A 14896-nucleotide genomic window follows, 5' to 3' on the forward strand; every position below is an offset into this window, starting at 1 on the left:
GCCTGGCGGCTATGTGCCGTGGCGGCCAACCGCCAGTTCAGGCGGTCGGGTTGAGGGCGTCGTATCGGCGGAAACCCCGCCCGTACAGGGCAAGGACACCGATCGCGAGCACACAGGCGATACCGCCACCGGTGATGGCGACGGCCGGGGAGGTCAGATCGGCGACCGAACCGGCGAGGAAGTCGCCGAGCCGCGGCCCGCCCGCGACGACCACGATGAAGACGCCCTGGAGCCGGCCGCGCATCTCGTCCGGGGCCGCGACCTGCATCATCGTGTTGCGGAAGATCATGGAGACGGTGTCGGAGTAACCGGCGAGGGCGAGCAGGAGCAGCCCGAGCCAGAGGTCGCGGGTGAGCCCGAAGACGGCGATCGCGGTGCCCCAGCAGGCGACGGCGAGCAGGATCGCCTGCCCGTGGTGCCGGATGCGCCCCTGCCAGCCGCTGAGCACCCCGCCGAGGAGCGCCCCGGCGGCGGGGGCGGCGGCGAGAAGGCCGGTGGTGGTGGCGTCACCGTCGTACCAGAGGACGGCGACGACGGGGAAGAGAGCACGGGGGTGGGCGAGGATCATGGCGCAGAAGTCCGAGAAGAACGTCATGCGCAGGTTGGGCCGGGTGGCGAGGAAGCGCAGCCCGTCGAGGACGGAGGCGCGCTTGGTACCGGTCCGCTCGGGAAGCATGGAGGGCAGCCGCCACATCGCGTAGAGGGCGGCGGAGAAGGCGACGGCGTCGATGAGGTACGCGGTCTGGAAGCCGCCGACGCCGACGATGAGACCGCCGAGGCTGGGGCCGACGAGCGTGCCGAAGGTCATCGTCATCGAGTTGAGCGCGTTGGCGGCGCGCAGCTGCTCGGGCGGCAGCAGGCGCGGGATCATCGAGGTCCGGGCGGGCGAGTTGAGCGCGGCGCAGACGGACTGCAGGGCCACGATCGCGTACAGGAACCAGACCCGGTGGAAGCCGGCGAACGCGGCCGCGGCGAGGGCGGCGGACAGCACGGCGGAGCCGGTGGCGCTGGCGAGCCCGAGCTTGCGGCGATCGACGGTGTCGGCGATGGCGCCGCCGTACAGCCCGAAGACGATCAGCGGCACGAGCGAGAACAGCCCGACGAGGCCGACGGAGAACGGCGAGCGGGTGATGTCGTACACCTGGAGCGAGACCGCGAGCGCGGTCATGCCCTGGCCGACCCAGGAGACGGTGTTGCCGAACCAGAGGCGGCGGTAGTGCGCGGAGGTCCGGAGCGGGGTGAGGTCGGCGAAGACGCGTCGGCGGTCGGCCTGTTCGGTGGCGCTCACGCGACGTCGTACCGGAGCTCGGGCCTGGCCCAGTGGATCCGCCCGGCGGGCTCCACGGTGCCGGTGCGGCGGGCGCCGGTCCGCAGGTAGAAGTCCTCGGCGGGCGGATGCGCGACGACGCGTATGGACACGAGCCCGGCGGCGCGGGCCTGCCCGACCATGTGGTCCATCAGCAGCCGCCCGATGCCCCGCCCCTGGGCCTCGTCGGCGACGAAGGCGAGATCGAGCTCGGCCTCGTCGAGAAGGAGGGCGTAGAACCCGAGGACCCGGTCGTGCGCGTCGACGGCGACGAAGACGGGGTGGTGCTCGATGTACGTCCCTCCGACGACATAGCCGTCGACCATGGAGGCGTAGTCACCACGGTAGGCGGCGGATTTCCGGACGAGACGCGTGAGACGACGGGAGTCGTCGGCGGTGGCCCGCCGGATGGTGAGGGACGACATGGGACGAGTATAGGGGCGGGGTAGGGATTGAGTCCTTACAAAATCCTCTCCGCCACCCGCCCGCCCCCCTTGTGGGCATACGCCCCGCCGAGGCGGACCGCCACGACGATCCCCCCACCGTTGTGGGCATCTGTTCCGCTGGGGCTGGGGGTCCTCCCGGACGGAGTCTGGGGGAGGGTGGGCACGACCCACGACGAGCGGCACGCTTACGGGACCGGCTCGCCCAAGGCCCTCCGCGCCTCCGCCACGGCCGCCTCCGGCGAAAGGCCCCCTCCCCGCGCGTGGGCGACCTCGAAGGCCTCCTCCCCAAGGGCCCCCCGGGCCGCCGCGGCAACCCGCTCCACATCCCCCCGCTCCGCCGCAGGCAACGGCGCCCCCGTAGAAGCCCGCAACGCGGCGGCGGCCCCCAACAACACCGCCGCCCCCACCGCGCCGCCCGCCAGGGCCCCCGCTCCCGCCAACCCCTCCAGCGCCAGCGCCACCGCCCGCGGGTCCCCGGTCGTCAGCGCCGTCGCGTACCCCTCCTCGTGCAGCGCCAGCGCCGCCTCCGCGTCGCCGCGCAGCTCGGCCGCGAAGCCCAGCTCGGCGAGGATCAGCGCGTTGGCGCCGTCGAGCCCGACCAGCCGGTGCCAGTCCAGGACCTCCCGCAAATGCCCTTCGGCCTCCTCCAGGAGGCCCTCGCGGCGGGCGCCGAGCCCGAGCCCGAGGACCGCGTTGATCTCGCCCGCCCGGAAACCGACCTCGACGGCCTTCTCCCGCCCCGCCTGGTGGTACGCACGGGCCTGCGCCAGATCCCCCATGAGCAGGGCTGTCCGGCCGAGGCCCGACAGCAGATCGGGCACGTCGGTGGTCAGCCCGAAGCTCCGGGCCGCGTCCAGGGCGGCGCGCCTGAGCCGGGCGGCCCGCTCGTACTCGCCGCGGATCTCCGCGACCGTGGCCAGCGGGTAGACGGACCAGAGCCCCGCGCACGCGTCGCCGAGCCGCGCGAACAGCTCGGAGCCCGAGGCGGCGTCGGCCTCCGCGCCGGCCAGGTCCCCTCTGAGGAGCCGCTGGACGGACCGGTCCGCGAGCGCTGCGGCCTCACCCCACCGGTCGCCATGTTCCCGGAACCCTTCGAGCGCCTCCCCGGTGAGCTCCTCGCCCTCGCTCTGCCCTCCGGTGCCGCACAGCGCGTGGGCCAGGAACCACCGCGGCCAGGGGGCGGGCGCCCCACCGGGCGTCGCCGCGTCGTACGCCGCGAGCGCCCCCTCGATCCGCTGCCGCCGGTCGGTCCCGTCGCCGCTCATGACCGCCAGACCGGTCCGCCAGACCTCGACCCTGGCGCGCAGCCGGGCGTCACCGCCGTCCGTCCCGAGGGCCGCGTTCACCGAGCGGATCGCCTCGCCGAGCCGCCCGCCCCTGATCCAGTACCAGCCGAGGGCGTCCACGAGCCCCAGCGCTTCCCGCGCCGCGCCCTGTTGCACCGCCCGGTCCAGGGCCGCGCGCAGGTTCGCGCTCTCGGCGTCCAGGCGGGCCAGCCACTCCCGTTGCCCGTGCCCGCGGAGCTCCGGTTCGGCCGTCCGGGCGAGCCGCGTGTAGTACGCGAGGTGCCGTTCCCGTACGGCCTCGGTCTCGCCCGCCTCCCGCATCCGCTCCACGCAGTACGCCGCGACGGACTCGAGCAGCCGGTAGCGGGGGCCGTCCTTGCCGTCCACGGTGACGACGAGCGAGCGGTCCACCAGCCGTACGAGCAGGTCGAGTACGTCCTCGGGCGCCACCTCGCCGCCCCCGCAGACCTCCTCCGCCGCCTCCGGCGTGCAGCCCTCCGCGTGCACGGCGAGGCGCCGCAGGACCGCGCGCTCGGGGTCGGGCAGCAGCTCCCAGCTCCAGTCGATGACCGCGCGGAGCGTCTGCTGCCGGGCCGGCGCGCCCCGCTGCCCCGCGCTGAGCAGCCGGAACCGGTCGTCGAGCCGTTCGAGCAGCCGGTGGACGCCGAGTGCCCGCACCCGGGTGGCGGCCAGTTCCAGGGCGAGCGGTACGCCGTCGAGGCGCCGGCAGATGCCCTCCACGGCGGCGGTCTGGGCCGCGTCCGGCGCGAAGCCGGGAGCGGAGGCGGTCGCCCGTGCGACGAACAGCTCGACCGCCCCGGAGAGGTCGAGCGGCGGCACCGCCCACAGCGTCTCCCCGGCGAGGGCCAGGGGCTCCTGACTGGTCGTCAGCACCACCAGGTCGGGAACGGTGCGCAGGAGCAGCTCCGTCAGCGCGGCGGCCTCGTCGATCACGTGCTCGCAGTTGTCGAGGACGAGCAGCATCCGCTTGCCCCGCAGGACGGCGGCGAGCCGCTCCGCCCCGCCCATCGGACCCTCCGGGAGGACGCCCCAGACGCCGTCGTCGCGCAGTTCGAGGGTGGCCGCCACGACCTCGGCCAGGTCGCCCCGGGCTCCGGCGAGTTCGACGAGCCAGGCGCCGTCGGGGAAGTGCTCCCGGGCCCGCCGGGCCGCCTCGACCGCGAGCCGGGTCTTGCCGACCCCGCCGGGCCCGGTGAGCGTGACGAGCCGCCGGGTGGCCAGCAGACCGCACACCTCCACGACGGCGCCTTCGCGCCCGACGAGCCCGGCGAGCGGCACGGGCACATTGCCCCGAGCCTCGCCCCGCGTTGCACCGGCTGCGGCCTCGGCCGGTCCGTGGATTCCGACCCCGTCCTCGCTCCCGGACCCCACCCCCGCGCCTACCCGCACCGCGTCCAGCTCCGGGTCCTGGCGAAGCATCGCCCCGTGCAGGGCGACCAGTTCGGGGCTCGGGTCCAGGCCGAGGTCATCGGCGAGGCGGGCGCGCAGGTCCTCGTACCCGGCCAGCGCCTCGCTCTGCCGGCCCGAGCGGTACAGCGCGCGCAGGTGCGTGGCGCGCAGCCGCTCCCGCAGCGGATTCCGCTCGACGAGCTCGGCCAACTCCCCCACCAGCAGCGCGTGTTCCCCAGCAGCCAGCCGGGCCTCGGCCGCCTCCTCCCGTACGACGAGCCGCTCCTCCTCCAGCCGGTTCACCGCCGCCCGGGCGAAGGGTTCGTCCGCGAAGTCGGCGAACGCGGGCCCGCGCCACAGCTCCAGCGCCTCGGCGAAGAGCGCGGCCCGGCGCGCCGGATCGGGTACGGCACGGGCGCGGGCGGCGAGCGCGGTGAACCAGCCGGAGTCCAAAGCACCTTCCGGCACCACCAGTTGGTAGCCGGGCGCGCGGGATGCGACGAGGTCGCGGCCGCCGGGCTCGGCCTCCTCCAGGACGCGGCGGAGCTGGGAGACCTTGGCCTGGAGGGCGCGCAGCGGGTTGCCGGGCGGCTCCTCGCCCCACAGGTCGTCCACGAGCCGGTGCGTGGCGACCGGCCGGCCCGGATCGACGAGCAGCGAGGCGAGCAGGGCCCGCACCTTGAGCTCCGGGACGCGGACGGCCCGCCCGTCCTCGGTCCGTACGGACGTCTCCCCCAGCACCCCGAATCGCATGCGGCCACCGTAACCCCCGCCTGAGCAGGGCCGTAACACCGTCCGAACCGGACCCGAACACGTCCCGGGCCGAACCCGAACCGCCGCCCCGCAGAGTCGTCCCCGTCAAGCGAACGCCACACCGGCGGAAGGCCACAGCGGCCATACCGGCCACACCGGCCACACCGGCCACACGCCGAACGCCCCACACCCGAGGAGAGACCCATGTCCCCCACCACCCTCACCGGCAAGACCGCCCTCGTCACCGGCGGCAGCCGCGGCATCGGCCGCGCGATCGCCCTGCGCCTGGCCGCCGACGGCGCCCGCGTCGCCGTCCACTACGCGTCCAACGAGGCCGCCGCGAAGGAGACGGTCGCCGCGATCGAGGAGGCCGGCGGCGCCGCCTTCGCGATCCGTACCGAACTGGGCGTCCCCGGGGACGCCGAGGCCCTCTGGAAGGCCTTCGACGCACACGCCGACGGCGTCGACATCCTCGTCAACAACGCCGGAATCGCCGGCCCCGGCACGATCGACGAGGTCGAGGAGGCCGACTACGACCGGGTGTTCGCGGTCAACGCCAAGGCGCCGTTCTTCATCGTCAAGCACGGTCTCGGCCGGCTGCGCGACGGCGGCCGGATCATCAACATCTCCTCCGGCGTCACCAAGGTCGCCTTCCCCGGCATGACCTCGTACGCCGCCTCCAAGGGCGCGGTCGAGGTGCTGACCCTCACCCTCGCCCAGACCCTCGGCGGCCGGGGCATCACCGTCAACGCGGTCTCCCCCGGCACGATCGAGACCGACATCCACCCGTGGATGGCCGACCCGGCCGCCAAGGCGCACGCCGCCGGCTTCTCCGTCTTCGACCGGGTGGGACAGCCGGGGGACGTGGCCGACGTGGTCGGCTTCCTCGCCTCGGACGACGCCCGTTGGGTGACCGGCCAGAACATCGACGCGAGCGGCGGCTCCGGCCTCGGCCTCTGATCCCCCTCACTGCCCCGTCACGCCGGAAGGAAGCCGTCATGACCCGCCACACCCTCCTCGTCCACGCCCACCCCCGCCCCGACTCGCTCACCGCCCAGGTCGCCGACCTCGTGCACGCCCGGCTGAAGGACGGGGGCGGGACCGTCGACGTACTCGATCTGTACGCCGAGGGCTTCGACCCCGTCCTCCACCCGGCCGACGAACCGGACTGGGAGGACCGCGAGAAGACCTACACCCCCGAGGTCCACGCCCACATGGACCGCATCCTGGCCGCCGACGACATCGTCATCGTCTTCCCGGTGTGGTGGATGGCGCCGCCGGCCGTCCTCAAGGGCTGGATCGACCGGGTGTGGAACTACGGCTTCGCGTACGGGCGCAGCAGGCCCCGCCTGGCCTCGAAGCGGATGCTGTGGCTGGCCCTGATGGGCAATCCGCTGGAGGAGATCGAGCAACTGGGCCTGGACACCGTCCTCGACACCCAACTGCGCGTCGGCGTCTCCGAGTACTGCGGGATCCGGGACACGTCGGTACGGATCGTGTACGGCACCGAGCTCTCGGGCGTGCCGAAGGATCTGCGCCCGGCGCGGGTGCGGGAGCTGCTCGTCGAGGCCGGCGCGGCGTTGGACGGAGGGCTGTCGCGATGACCACGACCGCGCCGCCTCCCGAGGCGGCACCGGCGAAGGCCGGCGCCCGCCAGTGGCTCGGACTCGCCGTGCTGCTCCTGCCCGTGACGCTGATGACGGCCGACCTCGGCGTGCTGTGGCTCGCCACCCCGTACCTGGCGGCCGATCTGCGGCCGAGCAGCGCCCAGTTGCTGTGGATCACCGACATCTACGGCTTCCTCACCGCCGGCACCCTGGTCATCATGGGTACGCTCGGCGACCGCCTCGGCCGGCGCCGGCTGCTGATGGCGGGCTCAGCGGGCTTCCTGCTGGCCTCGCTGCTCGCCGCGTACGCACCGAACCCGGAGACGCTGATCGCGGCCCGCGCCCTGCTGGGCGTGGCGGGCGCCGCCGTGCTGCCCTCCACGCTCGCGCTGATCAGCCATATGTTCACCGACGCACGGCAGCGGGCGACCGCGATCGCGATGTGGGTGACGGCGCTCTCGGTCGGTCTTGCGATCGGACCGATCGTGGGCGGGGTGCTGCTGGCGTCCTGGTGGTGGGGTTCGGTGTTCCTGATCGGGCTGCCGGTGATGCTGATCGCCCTGGTCACGGCGCCGGTGCTGCTGCCGGAGTACCGCGATCGGGGAGCCGGCCGGATCGATGTGCCGAGCGTGGCGCTCTTCCTGCTGGCGGTGCTGCCGCTGGTGTACGGGGTGAAGTCGGTGGCCTCGCACGGCCCGACGGCGGAGGCGGCCGCGGCTTTCGCCGGGGGCGTCGCCCTCACGCTGGTCTTCGTCCGCCGCCAGAACCGGCTGGCCACCCCGCTGCTCGATCTGCGGCTCTTCCGCGATCGTGCCTTCACGGGGGCGCTGCTCACCCTGCTGCTCGGCATGACCGCGCTGAACGGGGTGGAGTACCTGGTCCCGCAGTACCTCCAGGCGGTCGCCGGCCAGTCGCCGCTGGTGGCCGGTCTGTGGCTGCTGCCGGGGGCGGTGGGGCTGATCGCGGGATCGCAGCTGACCCCTGTGCTCGCCCGCCGGTTCCGCCCGGCGTACGTCCTGATCGGCGGCCTGCTGGTGTCGCTGACCGGGTACGCGGCGATCGCCCTGGCCGCCGGGGTGGGCGTGGCCTCCCTGGGCCTCGCGGTGATCATGTTCGGGGCGGCCCCGATCAGTGTGCTGGGCACCGCCCTGGCGGTCGGCGCGGCTCCGCCGGAGAAGGCGGGCGCGGCGGCGGCGACCGGCCAGACGGCGTACGACCTGGGGCTGGCCCTGGGTATCGCGGTGACCGGCAGTGTGGCGGTCGCGGTCTACCGGAGCGGCATCCCGGGCGACGCCCCGGCAGCGGCGCGCGAGTCGCTGGGCGCGGCGAGCGCGCTGGCCGACGAGGGGCTGCTCGCGACGGCCCGGCAGTCGTTCACGACGGCTCTGCAGTCGGCGTCGGCACTGAGCGCGGGGTTCGCGCTGCTGACGGCGGTGCTGGTGGCGGTCTTGCTGCGAGGCGTTCCGCGGATCGCCTCGGGCGACTAGGCGCACAGGGCAGGCGGGGCCTGTCCTGCGGACTCTGCCGGGCGGCGCATGCCCGACGGAATCCGCAGGACAGGCCCTTCGTGCGTGCCGCTACCTGCAGGACAGGCCCTTCGTCCGTGCCGCTACCCGCAGGTGCTCAGTCCGTCGTCCCGCAGGCGCTCAGGTCGTCCGGGTCGGCGCTGTCGAGCCGGGCGGACAGTTCGTCGAGCCGGGCCCGCAGGCTGCGGATCTCCTCCAGCTCCATCCCGGTCGCGGCGGCGATCCGCCTGGGTACGCCGAGGGCCTTCTCCCGCAGCGCCGCCCCTTCCGCGGTGGGTCGCGCGGTCACCGACCGCTCGTCCTCCGCGCTGCGTCGCCGCTCGACGTAGCCGGCCGCCTCCAGCCGCTTGAGCAGCGGGGACAGCGTGCCCGAGTCCAGCCGCAGCCGCTCCCCGATCCCCTTCACGGGCAGCTCGCCGTGCTCCCAGAGCACCAGCATCACCAGGTACTGGGGGTAGGTGAGCCCGAGCTCCTTGAGCGCCTCGCGGTAGACGCCGTTGAAGGCGCGGGTCGCGGCGTGCAGCGAGAAGCAGATCTGGCGGTCCAGCCGGAGGAAGTCCTCGTCCCTGGTCGTGTCGAGCGTTTCCATGGCTCCAGAGTACGGGACACCTCATCGCGAGCCATTAAGTTGTGCACAACTGAATTGCACGCTACTGTCTATCTCAGACCCCGACCGAGCACGGAAACGAGGACCCATGAACGCGATCTACACCGCCGTCGCCACCGCCAACGGCCGCGAAGGCCGTGCCGTCAGCTCCGACGGCCACATCGACCTCCCCCTCGCCCACCCCCAGGCCCTCGGCGGCAACGGCCAGGGCACCAACCCTGAGCAGCTCTTCGCCGCCGGCTACGCGGCCTGCTTCGCGAGCGCCATGGGCCTGGTCGCCCGCCAGGAGAAGATCGACATCGCGGACGCCTCGATCACCGCCGAGGTCTCCATCGGCAAGGACGAGACGGACGGCGGCTTCGGACTCGCGGTCGTCATGCGCGCCGAGTTCCCCGACCACCTCCAGGGCGAGCCGGGCCGTGAGCTGCTCGAGAAGACCCACGCGTTCTGCCCGTACTCCAAGGCCACCCGCGGCAACATCCAGGTCGAGCTCGTCGTCGAGTAGTCGGCCCGCACACACCGTCGAGGGCCCGTACGCGTCAGGGGACGCGTACGGGCCCTCGGTGTGTTCCGCCGTTCGGTGCTTCCGCCGGCGCGCCGGTCAGCCGAAGCGGCCCTCGACGTAGTCCGCGGTGCGCTGGTCGCGGGGGCTGCCGAACATCGCCTCCGTCGGGCCGTGCTCGACGATCACGCCGGGGGTGGCCTGCTCGGCGAGGAAGAACGCGCACTGGTCGGAGACGCGGGCCGCCTGCTGCATGTTGTGCGTCACGATCACGATGGTGACCTCGTCCGCCAGGTCCCGGATGGTCTCCTCGACACGCCGCGTCGAGGTGGGATCGAGGGCCGAGCACGGCTCGTCCATCAGCAGGATGCGCGGCCGGACCGCCAGCGAGCGGGCGATGCACAACCGCTGCTGCTGACCACCGGAGAGCGCGCCGCCGGGCTGGCGCAGTCGGTCGCGGACCTCCTTCCACAGGCCGGCCCGGGTCAGGCACTCCTCCACCAGGTCGTCCCGGTCGCTCGCGGCGACCCGGGTCCCGGTCAGCTTCAGGCCGGCGGTGACGTTGTCGTACACCGACATCGCGGGGAACGGGTTCGGCTTCTGGAAGACCATGCCGATGCGGTGGCGGGCCTCGGTGAGCCGGCGCCCGCGCGCGTAGATGTCGTCGCCGTCCAGGAGCACCTCGCCGGCCAGCTCGGCGCCCGGGATCAGCTCGTGCATCCGGTTCAGGATGCGCAGGAACGTCGACTTGCCGCAGCCCGAGGGGCCGATGAGCGCCGTGACCCGGCCGGCCGGCATGGTCAGGGAGACGCGGTTGAGGACCTTGCGGGTCCCGAACCAGGCGGAGATGGAACGTGCGTCCAGGTGGGAAGCCACGGCTGTCCTTACAGGAGGTTGGGAAGGAGGAGGGCCGCCTGGTCGCCGGCCGTGAGGGCCAGCGCGACGAGGACCGGGAAGCCGACCAGCCAGACGTGCGCGCGCGGCACGCGGGACCGCGCCCAGACGAGACCGGCGGCGGCGAGCAGCAGCGCCTGCGACCACAGGACCAGCGGGATCCAGGACGAGGGCTGCCCCGCGAGCGGGAGTTCGTCGGCCGGGACCCGGCCGAAGCGGAAGGCGGGGACGGCGCCCGGCTGCGGCTCCGAGATCAGGTCCGCGTCGACCTGGAGGACCCCGGTCGGCCGGTACGGGGAGCCGGTCGCGGTCATCAGGGTGAGCCGGCCCGTGCCGGGCTGCAGGGCGGGCGGCTGCGGGTCGCCCGCGCGCCGGACTCCGCGCACCCGGTAGATGTGCTCGCCCTGACCGGTGGTGACCTGGAAGGTCTCACCGGTCTGCAACCCCGCGAGGTGCGCGAACGGGCCCCCGTACCCCGCCCGGCGGCCCATCACGATGCTGTTGCCGGCCTGGCCGGGCAGCACGGTGTCGCGACGGTGCCCGGGGCCGGAGGCCAGCACCTCCGCGGTGGTGCCCTCCCGGACGACCTCCTTCAGGCCCAGCTGAGGAATGGTCAGCAGCGCCATGGGGGTGCCCGGTTCGGTGGTCGCGCCGATGGGGGTGGTGGCGTTGGCGAGCGTGCCGCGGACGTCCGCGTAGCCGACGCGGAGGTCCCGCTCGTGGCGGAGGTGGCCGAGCGGGCCGACCTCGGCGACGAAGCCGAGGAGCAGCGCGCCGAGGATGGCCAGGGCCCCGCCGAAGGCCCACAGCGGGCTGGTGCGGGGTGCGGGCCCGGCCGGGGCCGGGGAGGCTTGGGGCTTCCCCGGCCCGGCGGGGGCGGGACGCACGTCCACCGGGGTGGAGGTGGCTGTCATCGCATGTGCTCCGTACGTCAGTTGTTGCCGAAGGTGATCAGTCCGCGCCGGCGGGCCCACCGGACGGCGAGCGCACCGCTGACCACGAGGACGGCGCTGAGCAGGCCGAGCACGACGGGGTCGGAGCCGGTGTCGGCCAGTCCCCCGCCGTTGCCGCCACCGGAGCCGCCGGAGGTGGACGAGCCGCCGGCCCCGCCCGCGGCGGAGGACGCCGGGTCGGTGGTCGAGGGCGACGTGCTGGGCGGGATGCTGGTGGAGACGCCGACCGTGTCGCCGCCGGTCGCGGTCGTGCTCGGCGAGGGCGACGCCGAGCCGGTGGGCGAGGCGGTGTCGGTCGGGGTCGCGGTCGCCGTGGCCGACGGAGTGCCGGACGGGGTGCCGGAGGGAGTACCGGACGGCGTGCCCGTGGGGTTCGGGCCGGCCGGGTCGGTGTCCTGGTAGACGGTGTTCGAGGTGAACCAGATGGTCCCGGTGAACTCGCCGAAGGTCTCGGTGCCGAACGCCTTGCGGCACACGACCGTCAGGTCGTACCGCCCCTCCAGGGTGGTGAACCCCGCCTCGTTGGCGTAGTCCCGCATGGTCATGGTCAGCGGCACGATGAAGCCGGTGCCGCCCGGGTCCTGCGGGTAGGTGGTGAGCGGCGAGTTGCCGACGACGTTCTTGCCCTCGGCGGGGAAGCCCTTGCCGGTCACCTTCACCAGGATGTTGGTGGCGGGCGCCGGGCAGGCGGCCGAGGTGGTCAGGTCGATGCTGGTGTCGTCGGTGCCCTGGCCCGGGTTGACCTTCGCCGTGCCCAGCGGGGCGGCCGAGGCCGTCGGCACCGTGAGGACGCCGACGCCGGCGAGGACCACCGCCGCGGCGGCGGCCGCACCGGCCGCGGTCCGCCGGGAGAGGCGAGTGAACTGCACGATGAGCTCCTTGTCGGGGGTCTCAGGGGTCTCGGGAGTGTTCTTCGGAGCCCAGCCCGCTCCGGCCTGCGCCGCCCGACGGTCCGAGCGCCGCCGGCGCCGCCGCCACAGGACGCCCGCGACGATCAGGAACAGCAGGGCGAGCAGCGTCCAGGGCACCGCCCAGAGCGAGACCGTGCGGGTCAGCGAGGGCAGCCGGGGGTCGACGCCGTCCCGCGTGGCGACCGGCTGCACGGAGACGACGGCCGAGGCCCGCACCAGCGGCAGCACGCCGTCCGCCTCGGCGGTGACGGTCAGCGAGTTGCCTGGCAGCAGTTCGCCCAGGTCACGGACGCCCTTGGCGGTGATCGAGGAGCCGAACACACCGTTGACGCGCACGGCCTGGCGGGCGCCGAGCCGGACGTTGCCGCTGTTGCGGACGGTGTACGTGACGGTGGCCGAGCCGGACCCGAAGGGGTTGAGGGTGCCGTGGTACTCGGCGCGGACGTTCTCCACGGTGAGCTCGGGCTTGATCGCGCCCGCCACCCGTACGTAGACGCGGGCACCCACCCGCTGGTCGAGCCGGACCTGGTTGCCCTGGGCGTCCTTGCCGGTCCCGGAGAGCGAGGCGACGATGCCTCCGGTGTGGTCGCCGGGGGTGACGTTGCGGGGCACCGTCATGGTGAAGGGGACGATGACGTTGCCCTTGGGCGGCACCGTCACCTTGTTCCTCGCCAGTGTGATCCAACTGCCCGTGTCGATCGGCTTCTTGTTCGCGGCGAGCAGGTCGAAGCCACCGTCGACGGTGTTGACGGCGTCGCTCGCGTAGACGGCGAGGGTGAGCGGCTCGGAGCCGTAGTTCCACAGGGCGATCTGGTCGCGGATGCCGGCGCCGCCGGTGACCCCGTACGAGAAGTGGGGCCGCTGGTCGGGCTTCCTGGGGCCGGCGGGCTGCACGCCGAAGACGGCCTTCTTCTTGTCGTCGGCGGCGAGGGCCGGTCCGGTCGGCAGCAGTGCCACAAGGACGAGCAGCAACAGGCCGACGGCGCCGGCCCGTTGGAGGAGACGGGAAACGGTCATGACGGTTCTCCAGAAGTCAGGGGCGGGGCGGAACCCCGGGCGCGCGGTGGGCCGTACGCGGCGCGGCTCCGCCCCGGAACTCACGCCTGGATCAGATGGCGGTGAGGGTGAGCGTGGCGGTGTACGTGCCGGCCGCCGTGGAGGTCGGCACGTTGAGGGCCAGGTCGGCGCCGACGTGGGCGGTGCCGAGCCCGGTGCCGTTGGCCAGCGTGCGCGCGGCCTTCAGGCCCGCGGTGCCCGCGTCGCCGGGGGCCGCGCCGGACGCCGCCGGGACGGCGGAGCCGGCGGTGACGGTCTGTGCGGGCGCCTTGTCGACGACCTTCGGGGACCATCCGAGGTTCTGGCCGTTGATGGTGTGGGTGGCTCCGTCGGAGAAGTCACCGACCTGGCCGCTCACGGTCCAGCCGGGGTTGCCGGCGCGGGTGTCGGTCAGGGTCACCGGGCTGAGGGCGCCGGCGGTGGTGAGCAGGTCGCCGTCGTTGTTGAGGACCGGCGAGGGGAGGGTGACCTGCGGGTTGTCGACGCTGATGACGAGGGCGCCGGCGTTGACGGTGGTGGTGATGGTCTCGGAGGCGGTCACTCCGGCGAACGCGCCGATCGTGTACGGGATGGCGGCGGAGTCCGAGCCGGTGTACCGGGCCGGGTCGGCCGGGATGAAGACGGCGGTGAAGGAGTGCGGTCCGGCCGGCAGGCTGGAGGTCGTGAGGACGGCGGTGCCGTTGCCGACCGGGACCGTGCCGAGCGGGGTGGTGGTACCACCGACGGTGTCGGTGAACCGGATCGAGCCCGCCGCGCTCGCCGGGGCGACCGTGCCGGTCAGGGTGACCGGGCTGTACTGCGGCGTGCTCGCCGCCGGGGAGACCGCGAGGGCCGTGGTGGTCTGGGTGGCCGCGGCGGGCTGGACCTCGTAGGAGACGGCCGTCGAGGTGGAGCCGTTGTACGAGGCGTTGGACGGGGTGAACACGGCGGTCAGCGCGTGCGTGCCGGCCGTCAGGTTGCTCGTGGTCAGCGCCGCGGTGCCGCCGGTCACGGTGACCGGGGTGCCGAGGTCGGCGGAGCCGTCCTTGAACTGCACGGTGCCGGCGGCGCCGGAGGGGGTGACGGTGGCGGTCAGGGTGACCGCGGTGCCGACCTGGGCCGGACCGGCCGGGGTGACGGCGAGCGAGGTGCTGGTGTCCGTCTTCACCGCCGGGTCGTTGGCCTGGTAGGTGGTGTTGGAGGTGAACCAGATCGCGCCGGTGAAGTCACCGAGGCTGGTGCCGTTGAACGCGGTCCGGCAGATGACCGTGAAGTCGTACTTGCCCTGGAGGGTGGTGAAGCCCGCCTGGGAGGCGTAGTCGCGCATGGTGGACGTCAGCGGGATGACCATGCCGCCGTTGCCCGCCGTGGGGTAGGTGGTGATCGGCGAGTTGCCGACCACGTTGAGGCCGCCGGCCGGGAAGCCGGAACCCTCCACCTTCACCAGCACGTTGGTGGCGTTCGACGGGCAGGCGCCCGAGGTGGTGAAGGAGACGCCACTGGTGTCGGCGCCGGTGGCGGGGGTGATGTCGAGGGTGCCGATCGGCGCGGCGTACGCGGCGCCCGCGGTGGCCAGGCCCGCCGCGAAGGCGGTGGTGACGGCCGCGACACCGAGGGCCAGGGCCCGGGAGATTCTGTTCTTCAGCACGTCAAGCTCCAG

The 14896-nt window shown here is 73.8% G+C and carries 12 protein-coding genes; 4 read left to right on the plus strand and 8 right to left on the minus strand.

Going from position 1 to position 14896, the window contains the following annotated elements:
- Positions 1-37: 37 nt before the first annotated feature.
- The 3 genes from ACFV9D_RS08595 to ACFV9D_RS08605 all read right to left on the minus strand — a co-directional run bounded on the left by ACFV9D_RS08595 (position 38) and on the right by ACFV9D_RS08605 (position 5201).
- The gene (locus ACFV9D_RS08595) at positions 38-1288 is read right to left on the minus strand and encodes an MFS transporter (protein ID WP_385142934.1); all 1251 of its coding nucleotides are present in this window, start codon (positions 1286-1288) and stop codon (positions 38-40) included.
- Positions 1285-1731 carry a GNAT family N-acetyltransferase gene (locus ACFV9D_RS08600; RefSeq protein ID WP_385142937.1) on the minus strand — a complete coding sequence of 149 codons (447 nt, stop codon included), beginning with the start codon at positions 1729-1731 and terminating at the stop codon, positions 1285-1287. The genes ACFV9D_RS08595 and ACFV9D_RS08600 overlap by 4 nt, the downstream gene beginning before the upstream one ends.
- 206 nt (positions 1732-1937) lie before the next feature.
- Positions 1938-5201 carry a BTAD domain-containing putative transcriptional regulator gene (locus ACFV9D_RS08605; RefSeq protein ID WP_385142940.1) on the minus strand — a complete coding sequence of 1088 codons (3264 nt, stop codon included), beginning with the start codon at positions 5199-5201 and terminating at the stop codon, positions 1938-1940.
- A 204-nt stretch (positions 5202-5405) separates the two neighbouring features.
- Between ACFV9D_RS08605 and ACFV9D_RS08610 the strand changes: the two genes are divergently transcribed.
- The 3 genes from ACFV9D_RS08610 to ACFV9D_RS08620 are packed head-to-tail and all read left to right on the plus strand — an operon-like array spanning position 5406 to position 8295.
- Positions 5406-6161 (plus strand): SDR family oxidoreductase, encoded by a 756-nt coding sequence (locus tag ACFV9D_RS08610; RefSeq protein WP_385142942.1) that lies wholly within the window; start codon positions 5406-5408, stop codon positions 6159-6161.
- Between the two features lie 38 nt (positions 6162-6199).
- On the plus strand, positions 6200-6805 hold the full coding sequence (locus ACFV9D_RS08615; RefSeq protein WP_385142945.1) for an NAD(P)H oxidoreductase: 606 nt from the start codon (positions 6200-6202) through the stop codon (positions 6803-6805).
- Positions 6802-8295 carry an MFS transporter gene (locus ACFV9D_RS08620; protein ID WP_385142948.1) on the plus strand — a complete coding sequence of 498 codons (1494 nt, stop codon included), beginning with the start codon at positions 6802-6804 and terminating at the stop codon, positions 8293-8295. Before ACFV9D_RS08615 ends, ACFV9D_RS08620 begins: the two co-directional genes overlap by 4 nt.
- A gap of 136 nt (positions 8296-8431) precedes the next feature.
- Here ACFV9D_RS08620 and ACFV9D_RS08625 read toward each other — a convergent pair whose 3' ends face one another.
- Complete coding sequence (locus ACFV9D_RS08625) at positions 8432-8923, minus strand: MarR family winged helix-turn-helix transcriptional regulator (protein WP_385142951.1); 492 nt, start codon at positions 8921-8923, stop codon at positions 8432-8434.
- A 106-nt stretch (positions 8924-9029) separates the two neighbouring features.
- On the opposite strand from ACFV9D_RS08625, the gene ACFV9D_RS08630 reads away from it, so the two are divergent.
- Positions 9030-9446, plus strand: coding sequence for an organic hydroperoxide resistance protein (locus ACFV9D_RS08630; protein WP_352190772.1), 417 nt, complete (start codon positions 9030-9032; stop codon positions 9444-9446).
- 96 nt (positions 9447-9542) lie between these two features.
- Here ACFV9D_RS08630 and ACFV9D_RS08635 read toward each other — a convergent pair whose 3' ends face one another.
- From ACFV9D_RS08635 to ACFV9D_RS08650, 4 genes are all read right to left on the minus strand, one after another.
- The gene (locus ACFV9D_RS08635) at positions 9543-10319 is read right to left on the minus strand and encodes a phosphate ABC transporter ATP-binding protein (protein WP_385142954.1); all 777 of its coding nucleotides are present in this window, start codon (positions 10317-10319) and stop codon (positions 9543-9545) included.
- Between the two features lie 8 nt (positions 10320-10327).
- Complete coding sequence (locus ACFV9D_RS08640) at positions 10328-11251, minus strand: sortase (protein ID WP_385142956.1); 924 nt, start codon at positions 11249-11251, stop codon at positions 10328-10330.
- Between the two features lie 17 nt (positions 11252-11268).
- A complete protein-coding gene (locus ACFV9D_RS08645; protein ID WP_385142959.1) occupies positions 11269-13218 on the minus strand; it encodes a WxL protein peptidoglycan domain-containing protein in 1950 nt (649 codons plus the stop codon).
- Between the two features lie 91 nt (positions 13219-13309).
- Positions 13310-14884 (minus strand): Ig-like domain repeat protein, encoded by a 1575-nt coding sequence (locus ACFV9D_RS08650; protein WP_385142962.1) that lies wholly within the window; start codon positions 14882-14884, stop codon positions 13310-13312.
- Positions 14885-14896 lie beyond the last annotated feature (12 nt).

This window comes from Streptomyces sp. NPDC059875 (assembly GCF_042731085.1).
GTDB lineage: Bacteria > Actinomycetota > Actinomycetes > Streptomycetales > Streptomycetaceae > Streptomyces.